This window comes from Mycetocola lacteus (assembly GCF_003667575.1).
Lineage (GTDB): Bacteria > Actinomycetota > Actinomycetes > Actinomycetales > Microbacteriaceae > Mycetocola > Mycetocola lacteus.
Genome location: NZ_RCUY01000009.1, coordinates 445,044 through 465,861, shown reverse-complemented (window position 1 = coordinate 465,861; position 20,818 = coordinate 445,044). Strand labels below are relative to the sequence as shown.

The 20,818-nt window shown below is 66.7% G+C and carries 19 protein-coding genes; 12 read left to right on the top strand and 7 right to left on the bottom strand.

Annotated elements, in window-relative coordinates:
- Positions 1–23 precede the first annotated feature (23 nt).
- The gene (locus D9V34_RS11375) at positions 24–707 is read right to left on the bottom strand and encodes a hypothetical protein (RefSeq protein ID WP_121688907.1); all 684 of its coding nucleotides are present in this window, start codon (positions 705–707) and stop codon (positions 24–26) included.
- A gap of 104 nt (positions 708–811) precedes the next feature.
- Complete coding sequence (locus tag D9V34_RS11370) at positions 812–1,048, bottom strand: hypothetical protein (protein ID WP_147441692.1); 237 nt, start codon at positions 1,046–1,048, stop codon at positions 812–814.
- Between the two features lie 167 nt (positions 1,049–1,215).
- On the opposite strand from D9V34_RS11370, the gene msrA reads away from it, so the two are divergent.
- The 4 genes from msrA to D9V34_RS11350 all read left to right on the top strand — a co-directional run bounded on the left by msrA (position 1,216) and on the right by D9V34_RS11350 (position 4,834).
- Positions 1,216–1,743 (top strand): peptide-methionine (S)-S-oxide reductase MsrA, encoded by a 528-nt coding sequence (gene msrA, locus D9V34_RS11365; RefSeq protein ID WP_121688905.1) that lies wholly within the window; start codon positions 1,216–1,218, stop codon positions 1,741–1,743.
- 311 nt (positions 1,744–2,054) lie between these two features.
- Complete coding sequence (locus D9V34_RS11360) at positions 2,055–2,504, top strand: DUF6993 domain-containing protein (protein WP_245992004.1); 450 nt, start codon at positions 2,055–2,057, stop codon at positions 2,502–2,504.
- Positions 2,505–2,607: 103 nt separating this feature from the next.
- Positions 2,608–4,290 carry an energy-dependent translational throttle protein EttA gene (ettA, locus tag D9V34_RS11355; protein ID WP_121688903.1) on the top strand — a complete coding sequence of 561 codons (1,683 nt, stop codon included), beginning with the start codon at positions 2,608–2,610 and terminating at the stop codon, positions 4,288–4,290.
- Between the two features lie 73 nt (positions 4,291–4,363).
- The gene (locus D9V34_RS11350) at positions 4,364–4,834 is read left to right on the top strand and encodes an acyl-CoA thioesterase (RefSeq protein ID WP_121688902.1); all 471 of its coding nucleotides are present in this window, start codon (positions 4,364–4,366) and stop codon (positions 4,832–4,834) included.
- 51 nt (positions 4,835–4,885) lie between these two features.
- Here D9V34_RS11350 and D9V34_RS11345 read toward each other — a convergent pair whose 3' ends face one another.
- A complete protein-coding gene (locus D9V34_RS11345; protein ID WP_121688901.1) occupies positions 4,886–5,758 on the bottom strand; it encodes an acyl-CoA thioesterase in 873 nt (290 codons plus the stop codon).
- Between the two features lie 97 nt (positions 5,759–5,855).
- Here D9V34_RS11345 and D9V34_RS11340 point away from each other — a divergent pair, with 97 nt between their 5' ends.
- Positions 5,856–6,533 (top strand): DUF8185 domain-containing protein, encoded by a 678-nt coding sequence (locus D9V34_RS11340; protein WP_121688900.1) that lies wholly within the window; start codon positions 5,856–5,858, stop codon positions 6,531–6,533.
- 107 nt (positions 6,534–6,640) lie between these two features.
- Positions 6,641–7,204 (top strand): GNAT family N-acetyltransferase, encoded by a 564-nt coding sequence (locus D9V34_RS11335; protein ID WP_121688899.1) that lies wholly within the window; start codon positions 6,641–6,643, stop codon positions 7,202–7,204.
- A gap of 290 nt (positions 7,205–7,494) precedes the next feature.
- On the opposite strand, the gene D9V34_RS11330 is transcribed toward D9V34_RS11335, so the two are convergent.
- From D9V34_RS11330 to pepN, 3 genes are all read right to left on the bottom strand, one after another.
- Positions 7,495–7,911, bottom strand: a complete 417-nt coding sequence (locus tag D9V34_RS11330) for a globin (RefSeq protein ID WP_121688898.1) — start codon at positions 7,909–7,911, stop codon at positions 7,495–7,497.
- 59 nt (positions 7,912–7,970) lie between these two features.
- Positions 7,971–9,089, bottom strand: a complete 1,119-nt coding sequence (locus D9V34_RS11325; protein WP_183091963.1) for a mechanosensitive ion channel family protein — start codon at positions 9,087–9,089, stop codon at positions 7,971–7,973.
- Between the two features lie 167 nt (positions 9,090–9,256).
- The gene (gene pepN, locus D9V34_RS11320; protein ID WP_121688897.1) at positions 9,257–11,806 is read right to left on the bottom strand and encodes an aminopeptidase N; all 2,550 of its coding nucleotides are present in this window, start codon (positions 11,804–11,806) and stop codon (positions 9,257–9,259) included.
- A 159-nt stretch (positions 11,807–11,965) separates the two neighbouring features.
- Between pepN and D9V34_RS11315 the strand changes: the two genes are divergently transcribed.
- The 6 genes from D9V34_RS11315 (at position 11,966) to D9V34_RS11290 (ending at position 16,430) form a co-directional block, all read left to right on the top strand.
- Positions 11,966–12,346 (top strand): GntR family transcriptional regulator, encoded by a 381-nt coding sequence (locus D9V34_RS11315; protein WP_121688896.1) that lies wholly within the window; start codon positions 11,966–11,968, stop codon positions 12,344–12,346.
- Positions 12,343–13,389 carry a DUF1648 domain-containing protein gene (locus tag D9V34_RS11310; RefSeq protein WP_121688895.1) on the top strand — a complete coding sequence of 349 codons (1,047 nt, stop codon included), beginning with the start codon at positions 12,343–12,345 and terminating at the stop codon, positions 13,387–13,389. The genes D9V34_RS11315 and D9V34_RS11310 overlap by 4 nt, the downstream gene beginning before the upstream one ends.
- A 311-nt stretch (positions 13,390–13,700) precedes the next feature.
- Positions 13,701–14,222, top strand: coding sequence for a hypothetical protein (locus D9V34_RS11305; RefSeq protein ID WP_121688894.1), 522 nt, complete (start codon positions 13,701–13,703; stop codon positions 14,220–14,222).
- Positions 14,223–14,302: 80 nt separating this feature from the next.
- Positions 14,303–14,905: a mycothiol-dependent nitroreductase Rv2466c family protein gene (locus D9V34_RS11300; RefSeq protein ID WP_121688893.1), complete on the top strand. Its 603-nt coding sequence runs from the start codon at positions 14,303–14,305 to the stop codon at positions 14,903–14,905.
- A gap of 16 nt (positions 14,906–14,921) precedes the next feature.
- The gene (locus tag D9V34_RS11295; RefSeq protein WP_030148811.1) at positions 14,922–15,425 is read left to right on the top strand and encodes a ribose-5-phosphate isomerase; all 504 of its coding nucleotides are present in this window, start codon (positions 14,922–14,924) and stop codon (positions 15,423–15,425) included.
- Between the two features lie 6 nt (positions 15,426–15,431).
- Positions 15,432–16,430 carry an Fpg/Nei family DNA glycosylase gene (locus tag D9V34_RS11290; RefSeq protein WP_121688892.1) on the top strand — a complete coding sequence of 333 codons (999 nt, stop codon included), beginning with the start codon at positions 15,432–15,434 and terminating at the stop codon, positions 16,428–16,430.
- Between the two features lie 61 nt (positions 16,431–16,491).
- Here D9V34_RS11290 and D9V34_RS11285 read toward each other — a convergent pair whose 3' ends face one another.
- Positions 16,492–20,526, bottom strand: coding sequence for an SCO7613 C-terminal domain-containing membrane protein (locus tag D9V34_RS11285; protein ID WP_183091962.1), 4,035 nt, complete (start codon positions 20,524–20,526; stop codon positions 16,492–16,494).
- Positions 20,527–20,818: the final 292 nt, after the last annotated feature.

The window sequence follows — 20,818 nt, the reverse complement described above, 5'->3', positions numbered from 1 at the left end:
GCGCCTAGCCTACTCCGAGCGGATTAGAGCGGGTGCGGGGTATTGCGCTCGGGGTCGGCCCCGGCGGCGCGTGCCGAGGGATCGATAGCCGCAACATCGTCGATCAGCTGCTGGGTGCGGGTGTCGGCACCGAGCGCCGCACCCCCGGAAGCCGCGCTCTCGGGCGCCGCGACCCAGGCATCGGAGGCGGGGGAAACCCGCGGGTTTTCGGTGACGTCGGTGCGCCAGCGCAGCAGGTCTTCCTCGAAGACCTTCTTGGCGCGACGCGGCTTGTTCTGCCACTCGATCAGGCGGTCACGGAACTCGGCCACCACCGGATCCAGCTGGAAGCCGAAGGCCGAGGAGTTGCGCTTGAGTTCGGCCAGCTGATGTGCGGACCAGTTGGCCGCCAGGGCCGACCCGTAGACGGGAAGCAGGCGCAGGGTGATGTCTGCCTGACCCACGGCACGGTCGGCGAGGACCTGTTCCTGCGGGGTGAGCGAAGCCCACACGGCGGCCTCGGTGGAGGCATCCACCAGAGCCGCGATGGCCGCGGTTTTTGCGTCACGGTCGCGGCGATTGATCAGCGCACGGATGGCCCCGCGCACGATCAGGCCGGAGACAATCACCGACACCAGAATGGCGACCGCGGTGACGGCGGCGGAGAACAGGGTCGGGTGGGCTGCGTCCGAGCCAATCCAGGAGATAAAGTCGTGCCAGGTGTCCATAGTTCGCACCCTACCCGCGATCTTGTCGCTCGGGCCGTGCCGCGGCCACCGTGTCGCGAAATTTTGCGGGAATTTCCCACCCAAGCACGCGTCGGGGCCGTTTGTTAGGCGCAGCGCAGGCAGTCGACCGCGTCATCCGCGGACCAGAACTCCCCGAGCGGAGTGAAGGACCCCGCCAGGGCGCTGAAGCGTTTGGCCACAAAGACCTCGCCCTCGGGGGTGTCCCGGGCTTCAAGATGGCCCACGATGCGGTCATCGCGCGCGATGACGCGCCACAGGGCGGGGCGTACCGGGTGCAGGCGCAGGCCACCGTGGGCCTGGATGAGCGTCGGAGTTGTCATGTGAATGACGGTACGTCCACCCACCGACACCGGGACACGCCCGAACCCTGGGCGCGAATCCGGAGAAAGGCCGTGAATGCATCGCGTCCGGAATGCGCGGGGCTCGGTGCGGGTTATAGTCGCAGAGAATACGTGCCCCGCGGGCGGGTAGGGAAAGGACTGAAATCATGACCACAAGTTTTGTTTTGGCCGGCGGATGCTTCTGGTGTCTGGACGCGGTCTATCGCACCCTGGATGGCGTCAGCGAGGTTGTGTCCGGATACACCGGTGGCACCACCCCCAACCCCAGCTATGAGGCCGTCTGCACCGGGCACACCGGTCACGCCGAGGTGGTTCGGGTGGTGTTTGACGAGAGTGTGATTCCCGCGGACATCATCCTGGATGCGTTCTTCACCCTGCACGACCCGCGTCAGCTCAACCGTCAGGGCAACGATGTGGGCACCCAGTATCGCTCGGCAATGTTCTACACCGATGAGGCCCAGCGCGAGCTGTTTGAGGCCGCCCGGGAACGTGCCGCCGATATTTGGGACGGTGAGGTGGTGACCGAGATTTCGCCGCTGGGGGAGTTCTTCGACGCCGAGGACTACCACCAGGACTTCTTCGCCAAGAACCCGGGCCAGGGCTACTGCCTGGCGGTGGCCGTACCCAAGGTCAATAAGGTGCGTCGCCGCTTCGCAGAGTACATCGTTCGTTAGCGAGCCACCGGGGTTATCCCCAGGCGCGGCCACGATCGGGGTTATCCCCAACCGTGGCCGCGCCGTGGGTTTTTGTCACTGCTCCGTCAAGACTGAAGACGGTTGCTCCCGCGGGGCTCCCCATCCATCCGGCACACACCTGGTCTCGCGGGGGCATCCAAATGACCGTGGGGTCGCACAGTAGCGGCCCGGTGCGCCTCCGTCTTCATGGTTCATGCGTACAATCGGAGGCACGCGGCCCGGGAAGTAGCCTAGGGAGCCGTGTGGATTTCCCAAGAGAGAGATGGTGGCCCGTGAAGATGACCCGGAGCGTGCGCGTTGGAGTGGTACTGGCAGCCGCACTCACCCTGGCCGGCTGTACGGCTTCGCCGAGTCCCAAGCCTTCGGACACTTCGAGTGCCTCCGCAAGTAACGCCCCCGCGGTGCCCGCCGAACTCAAGCCCGACGGGACCGCCGAGGAAAACCTGCCCTTCTTCGACCAGGTGAATCGTGCCACCGTCGCGGCCAAACCCGAGGCCGTGGGCAAAGACCTGATCGACGGTCTGGTCGCCGCCGGATTTGATAAGGCGGCGATGCAGGTATCCGAGGATAAGACCACGCTGGGTCGTCCGGTGGATGCCATCGAGTTTGCGGTCCTCTGGAAGGATCAGTGCCTGGTGGGTCAGTTTGGTCCCACGGTGCAGGGCTATCACTCCACGGTGCAGCCCAAGCTGGACAATGGCGGCTGCCTCATCGGCAAGACCCGCACGATCGACTGGTAACACTCCGAATCGTTGCCGGCGGGTGACGAACCGGGAAAGCCTGCGCGGCCCGCCGTCGTTTCGGGCTGACGTGGACGCCGATCCCCACTAGACTGGTGTCGATATGGCTGAATACATTTACTCGATGGTCCGCGCCCGCAAGGCGGTTGGCGACAAGGTTATTCTCGACGACGTCACCATGGCGTTCCTCCCCGGAGCGAAGATTGGTGTGGTTGGTCCGAACGGTGCCGGTAAGTCCACGATCCTGAAGATCATGGCGGGCCTCGACACCCCCAGCAACGGTGACGCAAAGCTCACCCCCGGTTTCACCGTGGGCATCCTCATGCAGGAGCCCGAACTGGATGAAACCAAGACCGTGCTGCAGAACGTGCAGGACGGCCTCGGCGAGATCAAGGTTCAGGTAGACCGCTTCAACGCGATCTCCGCCGAGATGGCCGAGCCCGACGCCGACTTCGACGCGCTGCTGGAGGAGATGGGCAAGCTGCAGGAGGCCATCGACGCCGCCGACGCCTGGGACCTCGACTCCCAGCTGGAGCAGGCCATGGATGCCCTGCGCTGCCCGCCCGGCGACGCCGAGATCTCCAACCTCTCCGGTGGTGAGAAGCGCCGCGTTGCGCTCTGTAAGCTCCTACTGCAGAAGCCCGACCTGCTGCTGCTCGATGAGCCCACCAACCACCTGGACGCCGAGAGCGTGCTGTGGCTTGAGCAGCACCTGTCCAAGTACCCCGGTGCGGTCATGGCCGTGACCCACGACCGTTACTTCCTCGACCACGTGGCCGGCTGGATCTGTGAGGTCGACCGCGGTCGCCTGTACCCCTACGAGGGTAACTACTCGACCTACCTGGAGAAGAAGGCCGAGCGTCTGCAGGTCCAGGGCAAGAAGGACGCCAAGCTGGCCAAGCGCCTGACCGAGGAACTCGAGTGGGTGCGCTCGAACGCCAAGGGTCGTCAGACCAAGTCGAAGGCTCGTCTGGCTCGCTACGAGGAGATGGCGGCCGAGGCCGAGCGGACCCGGAAGTTGGACTTCGAGGAGATTCAGATCCCCGCGGGTCCGCGTCTGGGCTCGGTGGTGCTGGAGGCGAAGAACCTGAACAAGGGCTTCGGCGACCGCACCCTGATCGACGGTCTGAGCTTCTCGCTGCCGCGTAACGGTATCGTCGGAATCATCGGCCCCAACGGTGTGGGTAAGACCACGCTGTTCAAGACCATCGTGGGCATCGAGCCGCTGGATGGCGGCGAGCTCAAGGTTGGCGAGACCGTCAAGCTGAGCTACGTGGACCAGTCCCGTGGCGGCATCGACCCGGAGAAGACCCTGTGGGAGGTTGTGTCCGACGGGCTCGACTACATCCAGGTGGGCAACGTCGAGATCCCCTCGCGCGCCTATGTCTCGACCTTCGGATTCAAGGGTCCGGACCAGCAGAAGAAGGCCGGTGTGCTCTCCGGTGGTGAGCGCAACCGTCTGAACCTGGCGCTGACCCTGAAGCAGGGTGGAAACCTCCTGCTGCTCGATGAGCCCACCAACGACCTCGACGTGGAAACCCTCTCCAGCCTCGAGAATGCCCTGCTGGAGTTCCCCGGTTGCGCCGTGGTCATCACCCACGACCGGTGGTTCCTGGACCGCATCGCGACCCACATTCTCGCGTATGAGGGCACCGAGGAGAACCCGGCCTCCTGGTACTGGTTCGAGGGTAACTTCGAATCCTACGAGGAGAACAAGATCGAGCGTCTCGGCCCCGACGCCGCGAAGCCGTCGCGCGCCTCGTACCGCAAGCTCACCCGCGACTAGCTGATTCTCGGCGGTCTGCGGCGGGGAAACCCGCCCAGGCCGCCGTTTTTCATTCCCCGATGGAGGTTCTGTTATGAAGATTGATGTGCCGCTGCCCCTGCGCTGGTCGGACCTGGACGCCTACAACCACGTCAATAACGTGGAGTTTTTCCGCCTGCTGGAGGAGGCCCGCGTGCGGGTGTTCTGGACCCGGCAGCCCGGGGAGTCCGATCTGCCCGCCGATCTGGCGGTCATCTCGGCCGAGGCCGGCTCGGGCATCATGACCCTGATCGGATCGCAGCGGATTGAGTATTTGGCACCGCTGTCCTACCGCCAGAAGCCCATCATCATCCGCCTGTGGATCGCGCGTCTGGGTGGTGCCTCGATGGAGGTGCACTACGAGGTGCGGGACAGTGCCGACGCGGACGCCACTGTGTTTGCGATCGCCTCGACCACGATGGTCCTGGTGGATGCCGCCTCGGGCCGCCCGATGCGGGTGCCGGCCGAGCAGCGCGAGGCGTGGACGCCGCTGCTGGAGGACCCGGTGGTCTTCCGCGAACGCTAGCCACAACCAGAAACGGCCCCGATTATTCGGGGCCGTTTCTGGTTGTTGAGCTTAGTCGCGCGCGTCGGGGACCCGGACCATGCCCTCCTGGGCGATGCTGGCAACCAGGTTTCCGGCGCGGTCAAAGATTTTCCCGCGGGACAGCCCGCGGCCGCCGCGGGCCGAAATTGACTCCTGTACGTAGAGCAGCCATTCGTCGGCGCGGGCCGGACGGTGCCACCACATTGCGTGGTCCAGGCTGGCGATCTTGAGGCCCGGGGTCACCCAGGGGATGCCGTGGGCACGCAGGATCGGCTCCAGAATCGTATAGTCACTGGCATAGGCGATGGCGGCGCGGTGCAGCAGATCGTTGTCCGGCATGTCACCCAGCACGCGCATCCAGACTGCCTGATGCGAGGTCTTTTCGGGCACCTGGAAGTAGATCGGCGTGGGGATGTGCCGAATATCAAAGGCGCGGCCGGTGGCCCACTGCTTGGCCACGGGATTGTCGATGCCGGCGAGCATATCGGCTGCGCTGGGCAGTGTTTCGGGATCGGGAATACCGGCGGGCATCTCATCCTGATGTTCGAGGCCCGGGTCCTCATCCTGGAACGAGGCGATCATCGAAAAGATCGGGCGGCCATCCTGATAGGCCTGGGTGCGACGGGTGCTGAAGGATCGGCCGTCGTGGATGCGGTCCACCGAGAAGGTGATCGGCAGATCCACGTTGCCGGGGCGGAGGAAGTAGCCGTGCATCGAGTGGACAAAGCGGTCGTCTGCCACGGTGCGGGCGGCGGCCACCACCGACTGTGCGAGCACCTGTCCACCAAAGACGCGTCCCCCGGGGGCCCATTCGGAGGGGCCGGTGAAGATGTCCTCGCTGGTCCGAGCACCGGTATCGGTCAGATCCAGCGCGTGCAGCAGCGAGTCGAGAGGGGCAGACATAGAACTCCTTGTTGGTAAAACCTACGGGGTCTAGTTTAGGCCGCCTCGCGACGCCGGGTTGGGAATGCCGGGGAGTCCCGGATAGTTTAGATCTGTGATGGATACCTCCTTTACCCTGGCCGATTCCGAGACTCGATCCGATCTGACCGTGTTTGTGCAACGCGCCGGACGGGTGGATCGGGAGGCCGTGCGCCTGGTGGGTGCCGGGGGAGTGCTCGCGGTATCCAGCCCGGTTTTGGTGCCGCGCGGCATTCTGTCTAGTGGGCCCACGATCCTCGGGCTGCGCACCTTTGCGCTGGCCGCTGATGCCTCCTTTGACACCGTGGTGGCTCCCGCATCGGTTCTGGAGCGATTGGCCCGGCTCGATGCCCTGGGGACCGCGCTGCACGAGGTGCGCCTGCCTCCCGCCGAGGTGCGTGCCTCCTGGTCGGGAATCGCCGCGCCGCGCGGGGGCTGGGAGCGCACCGGAAGCGTGAGCGCGGGGGTGCTGCGGGCCGGCGCCCGCGCCGGCGTCACCGAGATTGCCGCCGCGCTGCCCGCGAATGCCGGGGATCCCATCGTGGCCGGCGTGCGCATGGGCGTCTGGGGTCGCGACCTTGAGGATGCACCGGGCCTTCCCGGCGGCGTGGCCTTCGCCGCCGATGCGCTGGGGTTCCTGGGACCCGATGACGCCGAGGAACTTGCGATTTTCACCTCCGGGTCCTGGACTCGAATCACCAGCCTGCGCGGTCACGTCCTGGTGCGTCGCTCGGGCGGCGGCCTGCTGGTGAACTAGTGTCGCGGCCGGTATCGACACGCTGTGACGAGTCGCGGTGGGACACGTCCTCGGCTCTTCTCCGCCCGAGGCTTGCTCGTCACCGGGCCTGCTCGGATAATAGGGTGATGGACCTGCCCCTGCCGCCCAGCGCTCCGACCATTCCGATCCGGGAAGACCTGCGGCTTCGCCCGTGGCGTGTCGGCGACGAGGATGTGATTACGGCCGAGTGCCAGGATCCCGAAATTCAGCGCTGGACCACAATCCCCACCCCGTATACGCGGGAGAACGCCGAGTTTTTCCTGGAGACTACCGCGAGCGATTGGGCCTCGGGGGCCGGCGGTTCGCTGGCGCTGGTGGATCCGCGGGAGGACGTTCCGTTTGGCTCGTTTGGGTTTGTGAGTATCCGCGCCGACCATCGAGCCGCCGAGATCGGATACTGGCTTGCGGCGGGGAAGCGCGGCCACGGTTATGCTGCCGCTGCGGTAATCGCGCTCAGCGAGTACGCGCTGGGCCTGGTGGGTCTGGATGAGGTGTACCTGCGCATCGATCCACTCAATCTAGCTTCGGCAGCGGTGGCTCGCCGCGCCGGCTTCGAACGCACCGACACCGCGGTAGCCGACGCGCGGACCCCCGAGCTACTCGACACCTACACCCGCTTCGCCGTGCGAGCTGGACGCTCCGCCCGCTAGTCCCGGTCGCTGGGCATAGCAGCTAGTGCCGCCGCGCGAGGTGGGTGACGAGGCGGGGCAGGGCTGTTGATGCGGCGGAGGCAGGCGGCGAGGCGAGGGCGGGTGTACAGCACGAGTCTGGCGGCGAGGCCCATAGGTTTTCTGAGTCAGGCCTGTTTTGACACGTCATTGACATGTCAAAACGCCATGGTGTCCCTACCCCTACCCCCACCACGCGGGATCGCGCGGCACCACGCATTGCCACGAGTCACCTACATGTGCTTCGCCGCGCGCAGGGTGCCGCGTCCTGGTTACTCCTCAAACGTGTTGACCATCGCAGTGGCCGCGCGGGAGAGGTAGTCCCAGAGGATCGCGTCATCGGCGGGGGAGAGGTTCATCTTGTCGACCCCGGCGCGCATGTGGATCAGCCAGCGGTCGCGGGCGGCGGGATTCACCTTGAACGCATTGTGACGCATGCGCAGGCGGGGGTGACCGCGCTGCTCGGAGTAGGTGGTGGGTCCACCCCAGTACTGCTCCAGGAACATCAGCATGCGCTCGGTCGCCGGCCCCAGATCTTCCTCGGGGTACATCGGGCGAAGGATCGGGTCATCGGCGATGCCGCGATAGAACTCGTTCACCAGGATCTCGAAGGCCGGACGGCCACCAAAGCGCTCATAGTCGGTGCGACCGAGCAGATTCTTGGGATACTGACCCTCGGGGGTGGACATAACGCTCCTTCTCAATCCTCCGGCACGTGTCCGGCCGGGCACCTGGGTGCCCTTCCAGCCTACTCGGTGGGCGGAGTCTGCCCCGCCGGGTTCTCCCCGGTGGACTTGCGTCGCGGCGCACGCTTGGAGGCGGGCTTGTCCTCCGCCGGCGGCTTGGTGAGGCTCTGGTTGACGGTGCCGATCGGGCGGGTACGCGGAGGCTTGGCCCCGAGCACGCTGCCGGCACTGTCGAAGCCGGACAGGACTACGGCCTCGAGCGAGGTGAGCGGCACGTCCTGCTCGCGGAAGTCCTGGAACAGGCGGGTGCGCAGCTCGCGGGAGACATCATCCTTGGCGGCGGTGCGGGTTTTGACCACCACGCGTACCACCAGCGCGTCGGCGGACACCGACTCGATGCCCCAGACCTCGGGGCGATCGATGATGCGCGAGCGCCACTTCGGCGTGTGGGCGAGCGTGTTTGCGGTTTCCAGCGCCAGCTCCTGGGCGTGGACCACATCCGAGGTGTACGGCACCGCGAGGTCCACGATCACCCGGGACCATCCCTGAGAGGTGTTTCCCACTCGCAGTACCTCGCCGTTGCGGACAAACCAGAGCGTGCCGTTGACGTCGCGAATCTGGGTGACCCGGATTCCCACCCGCTCCACCACGCCGGTGGCGAGGGTGGTGGCGCCGCCAAGCTCCACCACGTCACCCACACCCAGCTGATCCTCCATCACCATGAACAGGCCGTTGAAGACGTCCTTGACGATGTTCTGGGCACCAAAACCGAGGCCGGCACCGAGTGCCGCGGTGAGCAGGGAGAGCGAACCGATGAGCTTGTCGTCGATCACGTTGACGATCATCACGATCGCGATAATCACCACGACCACGTTGACGATGTTGCTCATCACGGTACCCAGGGTACGGGTGCGCTGCACCAGGCGGACCGCGGCGAGCGGGGACACGCTCAGCGCCTGCGTGTCCTCGGCACCCTGATTCTTTTTGACGCCGTTGACGATCTGGCTGACCACCCGGCGAATGAACAGGCGCAGGATCCAGGATGCGATGATCGCACCGGCAATGATCAGTGCTACCTGGACCAGCTTGCCCAGCGGGCTCAGCATGAAGGCGCCGATGGTGTCCCAGATGTTCTGCACGACGACGTCCGGGGTGGTGGGGGTGTCCGGTGTGGTTGCCATGCCTGAAAGTGTAGCGGCGGGCACCCGGGAGATCCTGGATGCCCGCCGCTAACGGGTGGTGTCGCGCGTGGCGACCGCCGGAAGTACCGGCGTTTCGGGCTAGCTCGGTGTTCGAACTAGCTCGGTGTTCGGGCTAGCTCGGTGTTCGGGCTAGCCCGGTGTTCGAACTAGCGCTGCGCGTCGCGCTCGCGTGCCGCCAGGGCGCGCTCGGTGCCGGCGACGGCCTCGAGGACGATCCGGCGCAGTGCGGCGGGGCGCTCGGCGTTTTCCGCGAGCCAGGTGTGTGCGGCGTCGCGCAGATCGGTGTCGATCAGCGACGACGGGTACAGGCCCGAGATCAGCGGCTCGGCCACGTGGTAGGCACGCTTTTCCCACAGGTCGGCGATGACGTCGAAGTACAGGGTGCGGAAGGGCTCCTGATCGGCGGCATCGTGCAGGCGCTGGAAGCCCAGCGTGGTGGCCGAGACGATGGCGTTGGCGGCGGAGTCATCCACCACCACGCTGTCCCAGGCGCGCTGCTTGGCGGCGACACCCGGCAGGGCGGCGCGAGCCTGAGCGGCGGCCTTGGCACCACCGGCGGTGTTGTCGGCGGCCAGTGCGGCGTCGATCTCGGCGTCACCCACGCGACCACCGGTTGCCAGGGCGCTCAGCAGCTCCCAACGCAGGTCGGTGTCTACGGTCAGCTCGGCGAGGGTCTCGCTGCCGTCCAGCAGGGCGGCGACCACGTCGAGGTGGGCGTCAGTGTTGGAGATCGCGGCAAAGAACTTCACGAACTGGAACTGGGCATCGCTGCCGGCCTCGGCACCGCGGGCCAGAGCCAGCAGGCCGTCGCCCACCTTGGCCAGGGTCTCCTCGCGGATGTCCTCGGCCACATAGGCCTCGGCCGCGAGCAGCAGCTGGTTCAGGGTGGTGCGCAGGGTGGTGGACTCGGTCTCGGTGGCGATGTGGTTCAGCACCAGGTCGACGTAGTCGCGGGCCGGGGTCTCGGCGTCGCGGGTGGCGTCCCAGGCGCTGCTCCACACCAGGGCGCGGGCCAGCGGGTCGCTGATGTCGGCGAGGTGCTGTGTAGCAACCTCAAGGGAGGCGGCATCCAGACGAATCTTGGCGTAGGCCAGGTCGTCGTCGTTCAGCAGGACGAGGTCCGGGCGGGTGCGACCGATCAGTTCGGCCACCTCGGTGCGTTCGCCATCCACGTCGAGTTCCAGACGGTTCTCGCGGATCAGCTTGCCGTCGACCAGGTTGTAGAACCCGATGGCCAGGCGGTGCGGACGGATGGTGGGGTAGTCGGCCGCGGCGCTCTGCAGGATCGCGAACGAGGTGATCACACCGGCCTCGTCCACCTCGATCTCGGGACGCAGCGTGTTGACGCCGGCGGTTTCCAGCCACAGGGTCGACCACTCGGAGAGGTCGCGGCCCGAGGCCTTCTCCAGCTCAACCAGCAGGTCGGCGAGGACGGTGTTGCCGAAGGCGTGCTTCTTGAAGTACGCGGAGACACCGGCGTAGAACGCGTCGATGCCGACCCAGGCGGCGAGCTGCTTGAGCACCGATCCACCCTTGGCGTAGGTGATGCCGTCGAAGTTCACCAGCACATCGTTGAGGTCGTTGATCTCGGCGACGATCGGGTGGGTCGAGGGCAGCTGGTCCTGACGGTACGCCCAGGCCTTCTCCATGGCGGCGAAGGTGGTCCAGGCCTCGGTCCACTCGGTGGCCTCGGCGGTGGCGATGGTTGATGCCCACTCGGCGAAGGACTCGTTGAGCCACAGGTCGTTCCACCAGCGCATGGTCACGAGGTCACCGAACCACATGTGGGCCAGCTCGTGCAGCACGGTGACCACGCGACGCTCCTTGATGGCGTCGGTGACCTTGGAACGGAAGACGTAGGTCTCGGTGAAGGTGACCGCACCGGCGTTCTCCATGGCACCCATGTTGTACTCGGGCACAAACATCTGGTCGTACTTGGCGAAGGGGTAGGGCACGTCGAACTTGTCTTCGAAGAAGGTGAAGCCCTCGCGGGTCTTGTCGAAGATGTAGTCGGCGTCCATGTACTCGGCCATCGAGGCACGGGCGAAGACACCCAGCGGGATGACGCGGCCATCGCTCGAGGTGAGCTCCGAGCGCCAGACCTGGTACGGGCCGGCCACCAGGGCGGTGATGTACGAGGAGATGCGCGGGGTGGGCTCAAAGCTCCAGGTGCCCGACCCGTTGCCGTTGTCCACGGGTTCGGGGGTGGGGGAGTTGGAGATGACCTGCCAGGCCAGCGGCGCGGTCACGGTGAAGGTGAAGGCAGCCTTGAGGTCGGGCTGCTCGAAGACCGCATAGACCTGGCGGGAGTCCGGAACCTCGAACTGGCTGTAGAGGTAAACCTCGTTGTCGGCGGGGTCCACGAAGCGGTGCAGGCCCTGACCGGTGTTGGTGTAGGCGTGGTCGGCGTCGACCACCAGCACGTTGTGCTCGGCCAGGCCGGACAGTGCGATGCGGCTGTCATCGTTGATGGCGGCCACGTCCAGCGCGGTGCCGTTGAGGGTAACCGAGTGTACGGTGCGGGTCACGGCGTCGATGAAGGTCGAGCTGCCCGGGGTCGCGGTGAACGTCACGGTGCTCACGGTGCGGAAGACCTCGTCACCGGTGGTGAGGTCAATGTTGATGTCGTAGGACTCGACCGAGACGATGGAGGCGCGCTCGGCGGCCTCGGTCCGGGTCAGGTTTTCTCCGGGCAATTTCACTCCTTGCAGTGGATGGGATTGTGTCCAACATTCAGCGTACCGCGTGATCGGCCCGGAATACCGGGGTTGTGGAAAGCCCGCGGTGTGTGACGACTTGTGGAGGAAAGACACGCCGGGTATTGTTCTAGTTGAAGTAGAACAAGTGGAGGTTTAATGTTACTCAGCGTGGACCCACAGTCGACCGTGTTGCTCTATGAGCAGCTCGCGGCGAGCATCCGGGCGGGCATCCTGGACGGGAGCATTGCCAACGGGGAGCGCCTCCCCAGTGCCCGCGAACTCGCCGGATCGCTCGACCTGAACGTGCATACGGTGCTGCGTGCGTACCAGGCTCTGCGCGAGGAGGGGCTGCTCGATCTGCGCCGTGGCCGCGGCGCCGTCATCACCGCGCCCAGCCGAGACCTGGCCGAGGTGACGGCGGCGCTGGACGCCCTGATCGGCGCCGCGAGCGCCGCCAGAATCGGCCCCGACACCCTTATCTCGCTTGTTCGCGCCCGCTTATCATCCACCCAAACCACCCAGGAAGGCCCCCGATGAACCTCACCGTCACCCCCACTCGCACCGCGGCCCAGACCCGGCTGGTGGCACTGTTTGCCCTGATCCTTCCCGCCCTGGCCGGTCTCGCCGCGGCGGGGCTGATTCGCACCTGGCGCGCCGACCTGCCCGCCGAGGTGATCACCCACTGGGGTCTCGCCGGCGAGGCAAATGGCTGGACCTCGACCGCCTGGCTCCCCGTGGTGGTGGGACTCCCGATACTCGGGGTCGCGCTGCTTCTGGGCCTGCTGATTCTGCTTCCCGGCGCCGCGCGCGGTGGACGCCTGGGCATCGCCCTGCTCTCGGGGTTTTCCTGCCTGTTTGGTGGGCTCCTGGCCACCCTCCTTCCCGCGACCGTGATCCGTCAACGCACGGGACCGGGCCAGGATGATCCGTCGGTGCTGATTCCATTTTTTGTGGTGGCCGTCGCCTGGGTAGCGCTCAGCGTGCTGGGAACCATCCTCATTCGGCGCGCGCTCCCCGCCGATGTCGCGACGCCCGAAAGCGCGGTGAACACTCCGACCCTGAACCTTCCCGCCGATGCTCGTGCGGTGTGGATCGCCTCCGCCTCCATCGGCACCCTGATGCGGGTGGTACTCGGCGTGGTCCTGCTCGGCCTGATCACGCTGCTGCTCTGGCAGCTGCTGGTGGATTCCGAATTCAACCCGGTCGCCGCGATCATCACCGCGGTCATCGTGGTGGTGCTGGTCTCGGTCCTCTCGATGTTCTCGTGGCGGTTGCGGGCCGATCGGGCGGGCTTCCGCGCGCACGCGACCCTCGGCTGGCCTCGGGTGGAGATTCCACTCGACGAGATCGTGGGCGCACACGTGGTAGAGGTCAACCCGGTCGCCGACTTCGGCGGATGGGGATGGCGCGTGGGCGCAAACAGACGACTGGGTATCATCCTGCGTTCCGGCCCCGCCCTTGAGGTAGAGCGGCGGGACGGGCGGCGCCTGGTTATCACCCTGGCCGACCCGCAGACTCCCGCGGCTCTGCTGAACACCCTGGTGCAGCGAGGCGAGCGGCCCACATCTGCCGCGGACTAGCCCCGCGCGGCCACTGCGCCATTCCGGTTCTGCCGCGGGCTAGCTCTGCGCGGCCACTGCGCCATTCCGGTTCTGCCGCGGGCTAACTCTGCGCGGCCAATGCGCCATTATGCGACGCGGACCATGCTCGGCGCAGACCCGAGGGCTACGGTGAGGGGGAACCCGACACTCACCTGTGACAATCGGGTTCACCCCGATGATTCGCGCCACCTGCAGGCCGAATTCATCCACACCGGTGGCGATTGAACCCCCTTCTCGCCACCGGTGTATTCCCGCTAGGCTCGGAACACCCACCGAGCAAGGAGCCCGTGATGAGCGCAGAAAACGCAGCCACTTCGACGGTGCCGCGAATGCGCACCCGGGCGCGCCTCCTCTTTCTGGTCCCGCCGATGATCCCCGGGCTGATCGGAACCCTGATGCTCGCGCTCTGGGCACCGAGGCTGCCCGCGCAGGTGGTCACCCAGTGGTCGATGATCACGGGCGAGGCCGACAGCACCATTGCACTGGGTTGGACGATCGTGTTCCCGCTGCTGTTCGCCCTGCTGATCACGCTGATTATCGCGGTGCCGGCGTTCTGGGTGATCCGCGGGGAGACCCCGGCCAACACGATTGCCGTCCAGCAGGGGATCGGCACGGCGATTTCCGGTGCCGGCGTGGTGATCCTGCTCTCGATCACCGTGCTGCAGCAAAACCTTGAGGGTCAAACCTGGGCCAACTCGGTGCTTCCGATCCTGATCTCCGGGGCGCTCTGGTGCATCCTCGCCAGCGTCAGTGCGGCGCGGGTGCGTCGACTCATCCCCAAACTGCGTGCGGCGCGGATCGAATCCGCGTAAATTCCCCTCCGCTGCTGCGCAAATTCCCAGCCTTGCCGATTGCGCATGCGTGGCGTTCACGAATGCGATTGAATAGGGACATGGATACCGTAGATTTCTGGTTTGACCCGTCGTGCCCCTGGGCCTGGATGACCTCCCGCTGGGTCGATAATGTGTCCGCGCAGCGTGAGCTGAATGTCACCTGGCACCCGATGAGCCTCGCCGTGCTCAACGAAAACAACGCCGACCTCACCGACGAGCGTCGTGCGGGCCTGGCCAAGGTGCTGCGGTACAACCGCCTGGTGACCGGTGTGGCCGAAGAGGTGGGCCCCGAGCACATCAAGCCGCTGTACGACGCCCTGGGCACCCGTATTCACCCGGGCGGACGCACCGATCAGGATGCGATCATCGCCGAGGCGCTCGCCGAGGTGGGTCTGGATGCCGGCCTGGCTGCCCTCGCCGATTCCGAGGCTCACGATGTCGCGCTGCGCGAGAGCCACGGCAGTGGAATCGCGCTGGTGGGTCAGGATGTGGGCACCCCGATCATCGCCGTCAACGGCACCGCCTTCTTCGGTCCGGTCATCTCCCCGGCGCCGTCCGGCGAGGAAGCCCTGCGTCTCTGGGACGGAGTGCTCGCGGTATCCTCGTACCCGGGCTTCTTTGAGCTCAAGCGCTCGCGCACCGTCGGCCCCATCTTCAACTAAAGGATTTTCACGAATCATGCGTATTCACGTCGCCACCGATCACGCCGGCCTCGAATTTAGTCGCGCGCTGCAGGACCACCTGGTGAGCCTGGGCCACGAGGTGGTGGACCACGGTCCCACCTCCTACGACGCCCTGGATGACTACCCGGCCTTCTGCATCAATGCGGCCGCCGCAACCGTGGCCGACCAGCGCGCCGGCGTTCAGGCGCTCGGTGTGGTGTTTGGTGGTTCCGGTAACGGCGAGGCCATCGCCGCCAACAAGGTTGAGGGTGTGCGCGCTGCGCTGGTGTGGAACCACTCCACCGCCACGCTGGCTCGCGATCACAACGATGCCAATGTCATCTCGATCGGTGCCCGCCAGCACGAGGAGTCCGAGGTGCTGGCCTTTGTGGAGGCCTTCATCGCCGAGCCCTTCTCGCAGGATGAGCGTCACGTACGTCGCATCGCACAGCTGGCCGAGTATGAGACCACCGGCGATATCGCCGGTAAGGGTGTCGAGCGCCCGGTTTCGCGCGGCTAGTCGACCGTGCCCGAGGGACACTCCGTACACCGCATCGCGCGGCAGTTTGAACGCAACTTTCTGAACACCCCCGTGTTCGCCTCGAGCCCGCAGGGGCGCTTTGCCGAGGGTGCCGAGGTACTCAGCGGCCACGAACTGCTGCGGGTGGACGCGGTCGGAAAGCAGATGTTTGCCGAGTTTGATGGGGACCTCTGGCTGCGGGTGCACCTCGGGCTCTACGGGGCGTGGGATTTTGCCGGGAGCATCTCCACCGATCCCACGATTGCCAGCGCGTCGGGGCGGATGGGGCAGACCAACCAGCGCGGAACCGCGCTGGATCCGGGCCTGCTGATCGATCGCGGCGGGGAGGACTCGATTTCTTCGATCGGTGCTCCGCGCAATGCCCGGATGCGCATGTCCGAGCAGACCAAGGCGCTGGCCGGGGCCGAGGATGAAACCTTCCCGCCGGCTCCGGTGGGTCAGGTGCGCCTGCGCCTGCTCACCGAGACCGCGGTCGCGGACCTGCGCGGCCCGACCGCGTGTGAGGTCATGACTCCGGATGCGGTTCAGGCGAAGATCGACTCCCTGGGTCCGGATCCTCTGACCGATGACTCAGCCGCGGCCGAGGAGAAGTTTGTGGCTGCCGTACGCAAGCGGCAGGTGGCCATCGGGCAGCTGCTGATGGACCAGTCGGTGGTCGCCGGGATCGGCAACGTCTATCGCGCCGAAATGCTCTTCCGGGCCGCGCTGAACCCGCACACGCCGGGCAAGCAGGTCCCCGAGGATGTGGTGCGTGGGCTCTGGCGAGACTGGGGTGTGCTGCTGCGGATCGGCGTGGAAACCGGTCAGATGATGACCATGGACGACCTGGATCCCGAAGCTTATGTGGCGGCGATGGGGAACCTCGCCGACCGGCACTGGGTCTACCGCCGGGCCGGTCTGCCGTGTCGGCGCTGCGGGACCAACATCGCCCTCGAGGTGATGCAGGCCCGCAAACTCTACTGGTGCCCCGGCTGCCAGCTCTAGCCACAAGACAAACCCCGGTCCAGTCGGACCGGGGTTTGTTTTTGGGTGGGACTGAAACCCTCTAGCGCAGCGCGGAGATCGCGTGCACCAGGTTTTTAGCTTGACGCAGTCGGGCCTCGTAGGTCGCACCCACCACCAGCAGGAGGACTCCGCCAAGCCCCGCCCACACCGCCCAGGAGAGGGTGTCGGTGATGGCACGAATCAGCGGGAACGCCTGCACGATGACGTGGGCCAGAAGCACGATCGTGCCGATCACAAAGGGTGCCTGGAGTTTGCCCAGGACACCCCAGAGCACCAGGGCGATGCACACCACGCCCAGCCCCACCAGGCGGGTAGGGTGCGGATCCACCCAGCCGGCGATCAGGGAAATCACGGTACCCAGCGCGAGCGGAAGCCCGAGCACGGGCATGCTGCGCCGGCCCGGCGTGCGGCGGAGCACCAGGACTCCGATTCCGAGGGCGGCGACGATCGCGGGTGCGACCCCGAGCTCGGGCGCGGCGTGAGCCAGCAGTCCGGCCAGGATTCCATACACACCGGAGATCGTTAATGCGGTGATCCAGAATGCCCCGCCCCAACGGGAGAGCGCATAGCCGGCCACCGCGATGAGGGCAAAGAGGACAGCCAGGAGCAGCAGCGTGGCGCGCTGGTGATCGGTCCCGACAACGCTCATCACACTCACCACGAGAAGCGCGGCAAATCCGATCAGGCCGATCGCCGAGTCGACGATCCCGAAGGATTCGCGCCGCATTCTGGGCAGGAAGATCAGGACCAGCGCCACGAGCATGCACGTCCAGAGTTCCTCGGGGCTAGGGAAGGCCGAGCGCCCTGGACCGGTCAGGAACAGGGCTCGGATGCTCGCGACAACCAGCAGGGTGCCCGCCGTCGGCCAGAGCGTCAGCATGCGCACCGGCAGGTTGCGCCACTCGGTGGGGAGGAACCGTGCGGCTCCGGCTAGGAGCAGCGCAACCAGACCGATGATCAGGGCGTTGACATCCCCAAACCGGATACCGTCGACCGCCACGCTGAGGGCCGCGCCACCGGCCACGACACCGAGGCCCAGGGCCGCGCCCGAGGGCTTGGGGTGGATCGGGTTGTGCGCGATGGTCAGCAGAATCAGCAGGGCAAACAGTGCCGCCGAGGGGACCGCATAGGCGCTGGCCGTCTCGATCTGGGCCCGGCCCAGGGCGACCCAGAGCGCACAGCTGGCGATTCCCAGCGCAAGGACCAGCTGAAAGCGCCGTGGCCCGCTGGTCTGCAGCAGCGGATTTCCGTGGGCACCGGCGGATATTCCCGCGGCGACCGCCAGAATCGGCAGCGCGGCCCAGGCGTCTGGGAGGTTCAGCCCGGCAAGGAAGACCGGGAGGGCGATGACCAGGAGCGAAACATCGGTGATGACCCGGACCCAGGGGATCTCACTCAGCCGGGTCGAACCGGATGTGAGGGGGTGCGCCAGGCGGCGCACCGTAGCGGTGGGACCGCCCAGGAGACGCTCGCGCAGCGGAGTGTTTCCCGCCGCCGAGAGCAGCAGCACCAGGATCGCCAGCGGAATGGTCACCTGCACACCGGCATAGAGCGATAGCGCGGCCACCGCCAGCGCGGTGAGCAGGATCGTGGCGCCGATGAGGAGTTGCCGAATCCCGGTGTGAATGCGGGCGGGACGCAGCACCGGCAGTAACGCGCCGAAAATACCCACCACCGGGAGCAGCGCGCGCAGCAGATCGGGGCGAGGTTCAATGATCAGTCCGGCCGCATAAAACATGCCCGCCACGATCAGGAGGAACGCGGCACCCACTCCGGCGAGACGCGCCTCGGAGGCCCCGGCGGAACTGACCCGGAAGCGGCGCGAGAGCGGGGGAATCACGCTGAGCAGGATCGCGATAGCAGTGGCATACACCATCTCCCAGCCCGCCACGATCGTGAGGGTTGCCGGGGCCTGTGCCAGAACGATGCGCCACACCAGAGCGAGCCCGAGCACGAAGGCCCCGAGGGACAGGATCCAGCGCTGGTGGATCGGGGTGGCATCCTGCGGATCCTGTTCGGCACGGATTCGCCAGAGGGCAACCACGGCCAGCGTCAACGCCAGGATCCCGATGTTGGCGATCGGCTCGGAGGGGGACCGCACCAGGGCCAGCAGTATGCTCGCGCCGGCGAGCGCGGCCGGGACCAGCCAGAAGGTCACCCCGGGGAGGCGTCGCGGCAGACGGATGGATGTTTCGGCCAGTAGCAGGACAATCACCAGGATGAGCGCGGACTGGGCGAACCGCGACTCGAGCGTGAACACGCTGACGGTGGCCGCCAGGGTGGTCGCGGCGAGGAGCCACGGGAGCACATCACGCAGCGCGCGGAGACGGTGGGCGGCATATCCCAGCGGAACGAGGGCGACCAGCAGTATGGCCAGCCCGGGAAGGGCAACGCTGAGGAAGTCGGCCGTGTGCGGCGACGCCGATTCGGCGGCCCGTTCGGATACGTACCAGCCCAGGGCGTTCAGGGTCACCACGGCCGAGACGATCCAGCCGGTCCAGCCGGGCAGCAGCGTGGCCAGGGAGGGTTCCTTCCCGTGGCGGGTGAGGAGCCAGATGCCCGCGGCGGTGACCGCGGTGGAGAGAACCACCGTGCACAGCGCGGGTAGTGTGGGCGGCGAGAACGCCTGAGCAGCCCCGGCGATTGTGGTCCCCAGCAGTCCCAGCGGGGTCAGCGCTCCCAGCAGTGCGGCTCCCGTGCGCCCGACTATGCGCAGCGCCGGCGAGGTGGTCAGGATCGCAAAGCCTAGCCAGGCCAGCGCGGTTGCTCCCAGCAGGAACACGAGCAGGATGTCTCCGCCCTGGGCAACTCCCGGCACGCTACCGGTGGCGACGATCACGAAGCCCAGCCCGAGCGATTCCAGAAGTATCCGTTCGGGGGCGCGGCGGGCGCGTGAGCGCAGGAACCGGGATCCGGCGACCGCGATGACGAAGGCTGCGAGCGCTCCCAGCCAGACTGTCTGGGAGGCGGTCGCGCCGATCGATCCGGCCAGCCCAAATGCGGCCAGCGGGAGCAGAAGGGCGGCGATGAATGCGTAGCTGCGCACGTGGGTGAGTCGCTCGGCGAGGACCGCTAGCGCACCCACGATGCCCAGGCCGAGTCCGGCCGAGAAGATCGGATCGAGGCCCGAGATGCCGGCCACGTCGAACGCACGCACCAGGCCGGCATCAATCAGCGCGAGGATCGTGCTGAGGATTGCCAGCGCATGAGCGGTGGAGGGCAGACGCTTCACGAGGAATCCGGACACCGCTGCGGTCGCGGCGGCGACACCCAGCAGGATCACCGCGCGCACCGGCGGGGTCGTGCCCAGATAGGCGAGGGTCGCAAAGAACAGGGCAGCGGCTACCAGCAGCACCACACCCAGGGTCAGCAGCGTGGTTTGGATGCTGGAGCGGCGCGGGGCGCGTTCGTCGTCCACCTGCGTATCGGCGGGGCGTCCCGGAGGGGCAGGGGGAATCGGGAGAGCAGGGGCAGCCACAGGTGCCGGGGTAGCGGGTGAAGCAGGGGCAGCCACAGGCGCCGGAGCAACCGGGGTTGCCGGGGAAACGGTGGCTACCGGGGGGACTGGGGGAACCGGGGTAACCCGGGGAGCGGGGGCAGCGGGCTGCGACTGCGGGGCGACGGGGATATCCTGTGCGGACATCGCGGCCACGGGAGCCACCCACTCGGGTTCCGGCACCGGAGACTCGTCGCCCGTGAGGACCTCCGAGACCTCGGCCGCGGGCTCCGGTGTGATCGGGGGCGCCGCGGGCGCCGCATACGGTGCCGCGATCGGTAGGGCCAGGATGGCCCGGCGGCGCTCCTCGGCCAGATCCCCGGCGGCTCGGCTCACCTGGGCAAGCTCCACCGCGCCATCGTGATTCAGCGCGAGCCCACACGATGCGCAGCGTACGCCCGACAGCTCCGCAAAGCACCCCGGGCAGCGTGAGGGATCCATCAGCGCCAGCGCGGTCGGCGGCCAGGCCAGTGTGTCCGCCGTGCCTGCGGGAAGGCTCTGCCGGGACCGCATCGCAGCGATCAGTCCGGCACGCTCGAGCAGCGCAGCGTCCAGTGCCTGGCTGCGGAGGCGGATCAAACAGGCAACGCTGGTGCGGATGTCGAGGTCGCACCGCCCACAGATGCCAATCGCCGGGATCCCAAAGCACGAGGGGCAGATCCGAGAATCACGCAACTGGGCGATATCGGAGGGCCACGCGGGGTATCGAGTGAGGGTCATCTTGTCCTTTGGTACCGAGGCAGCAAGAGTTCCGCCTGCCTGGCAGACTACGGAAAAGTGGAGCGGAAGGTGCCAAATTGAACACGAATTGCCGTAAGTCCGCAGCAATCTCGTCGCATCGATCAAAAAAAACCCCTGATTGTCCACCATT

Excerpts from the sequence above, each read along its gene's own strand:
- D9V34_RS11375 (WP_121688907.1), bottom strand. The coding sequence starts at position 707 with ATGGACACCTGGCACGACTTTATCTCCTGGATTGGCTCGGACGCAGCC.
- D9V34_RS11370 (WP_147441692.1), bottom strand. The coding sequence starts at position 1,048 with ATGACAACTCCGACGCTCATCCAGGCCCACGGTGGCCTGCGCCTGCAC.
- msrA (WP_121688905.1), top strand. The coding sequence starts at position 1,216 with ATGACCACAAGTTTTGTTTTGGCCGGCGGATGCTTCTGGTGTCTGGAC.
- ettA (WP_121688903.1), top strand. The coding sequence starts at position 2,608 with ATGGCTGAATACATTTACTCGATGGTCCGCGCCCGCAAGGCGGTTGGC.
- D9V34_RS11350 (WP_121688902.1), top strand. The coding sequence starts at position 4,364 with ATGAAGATTGATGTGCCGCTGCCCCTGCGCTGGTCGGACCTGGACGCC.
- D9V34_RS11345 (WP_121688901.1), bottom strand. The coding sequence starts at position 5,758 with ATGTCTGCCCCTCTCGACTCGCTGCTGCACGCGCTGGATCTGACCGAT.
- D9V34_RS11340 (WP_121688900.1), top strand. The coding sequence starts at position 5,856 with ATGGATACCTCCTTTACCCTGGCCGATTCCGAGACTCGATCCGATCTG.
- D9V34_RS11335 (WP_121688899.1), top strand. The coding sequence starts at position 6,641 with ATGGACCTGCCCCTGCCGCCCAGCGCTCCGACCATTCCGATCCGGGAA.
- D9V34_RS11330 (WP_121688898.1), bottom strand. The coding sequence starts at position 7,911 with ATGTCCACCCCCGAGGGTCAGTATCCCAAGAATCTGCTCGGTCGCACC.
- D9V34_RS11325 (WP_183091963.1), bottom strand. The coding sequence starts at position 9,089 with ATGGCAACCACACCGGACACCCCCACCACCCCGGACGTCGTCGTGCAG.
- D9V34_RS11315 (WP_121688896.1), top strand. The coding sequence starts at position 11,966 with ATGTTACTCAGCGTGGACCCACAGTCGACCGTGTTGCTCTATGAGCAG.
- D9V34_RS11310 (WP_121688895.1), top strand. The coding sequence starts at position 12,343 with ATGAACCTCACCGTCACCCCCACTCGCACCGCGGCCCAGACCCGGCTG.
- D9V34_RS11305 (WP_121688894.1), top strand. The coding sequence starts at position 13,701 with ATGAGCGCAGAAAACGCAGCCACTTCGACGGTGCCGCGAATGCGCACC.
- D9V34_RS11300 (WP_121688893.1), top strand. The coding sequence starts at position 14,303 with ATGGATACCGTAGATTTCTGGTTTGACCCGTCGTGCCCCTGGGCCTGG.
- D9V34_RS11295 (WP_030148811.1), top strand. The coding sequence starts at position 14,922 with ATGCGTATTCACGTCGCCACCGATCACGCCGGCCTCGAATTTAGTCGC.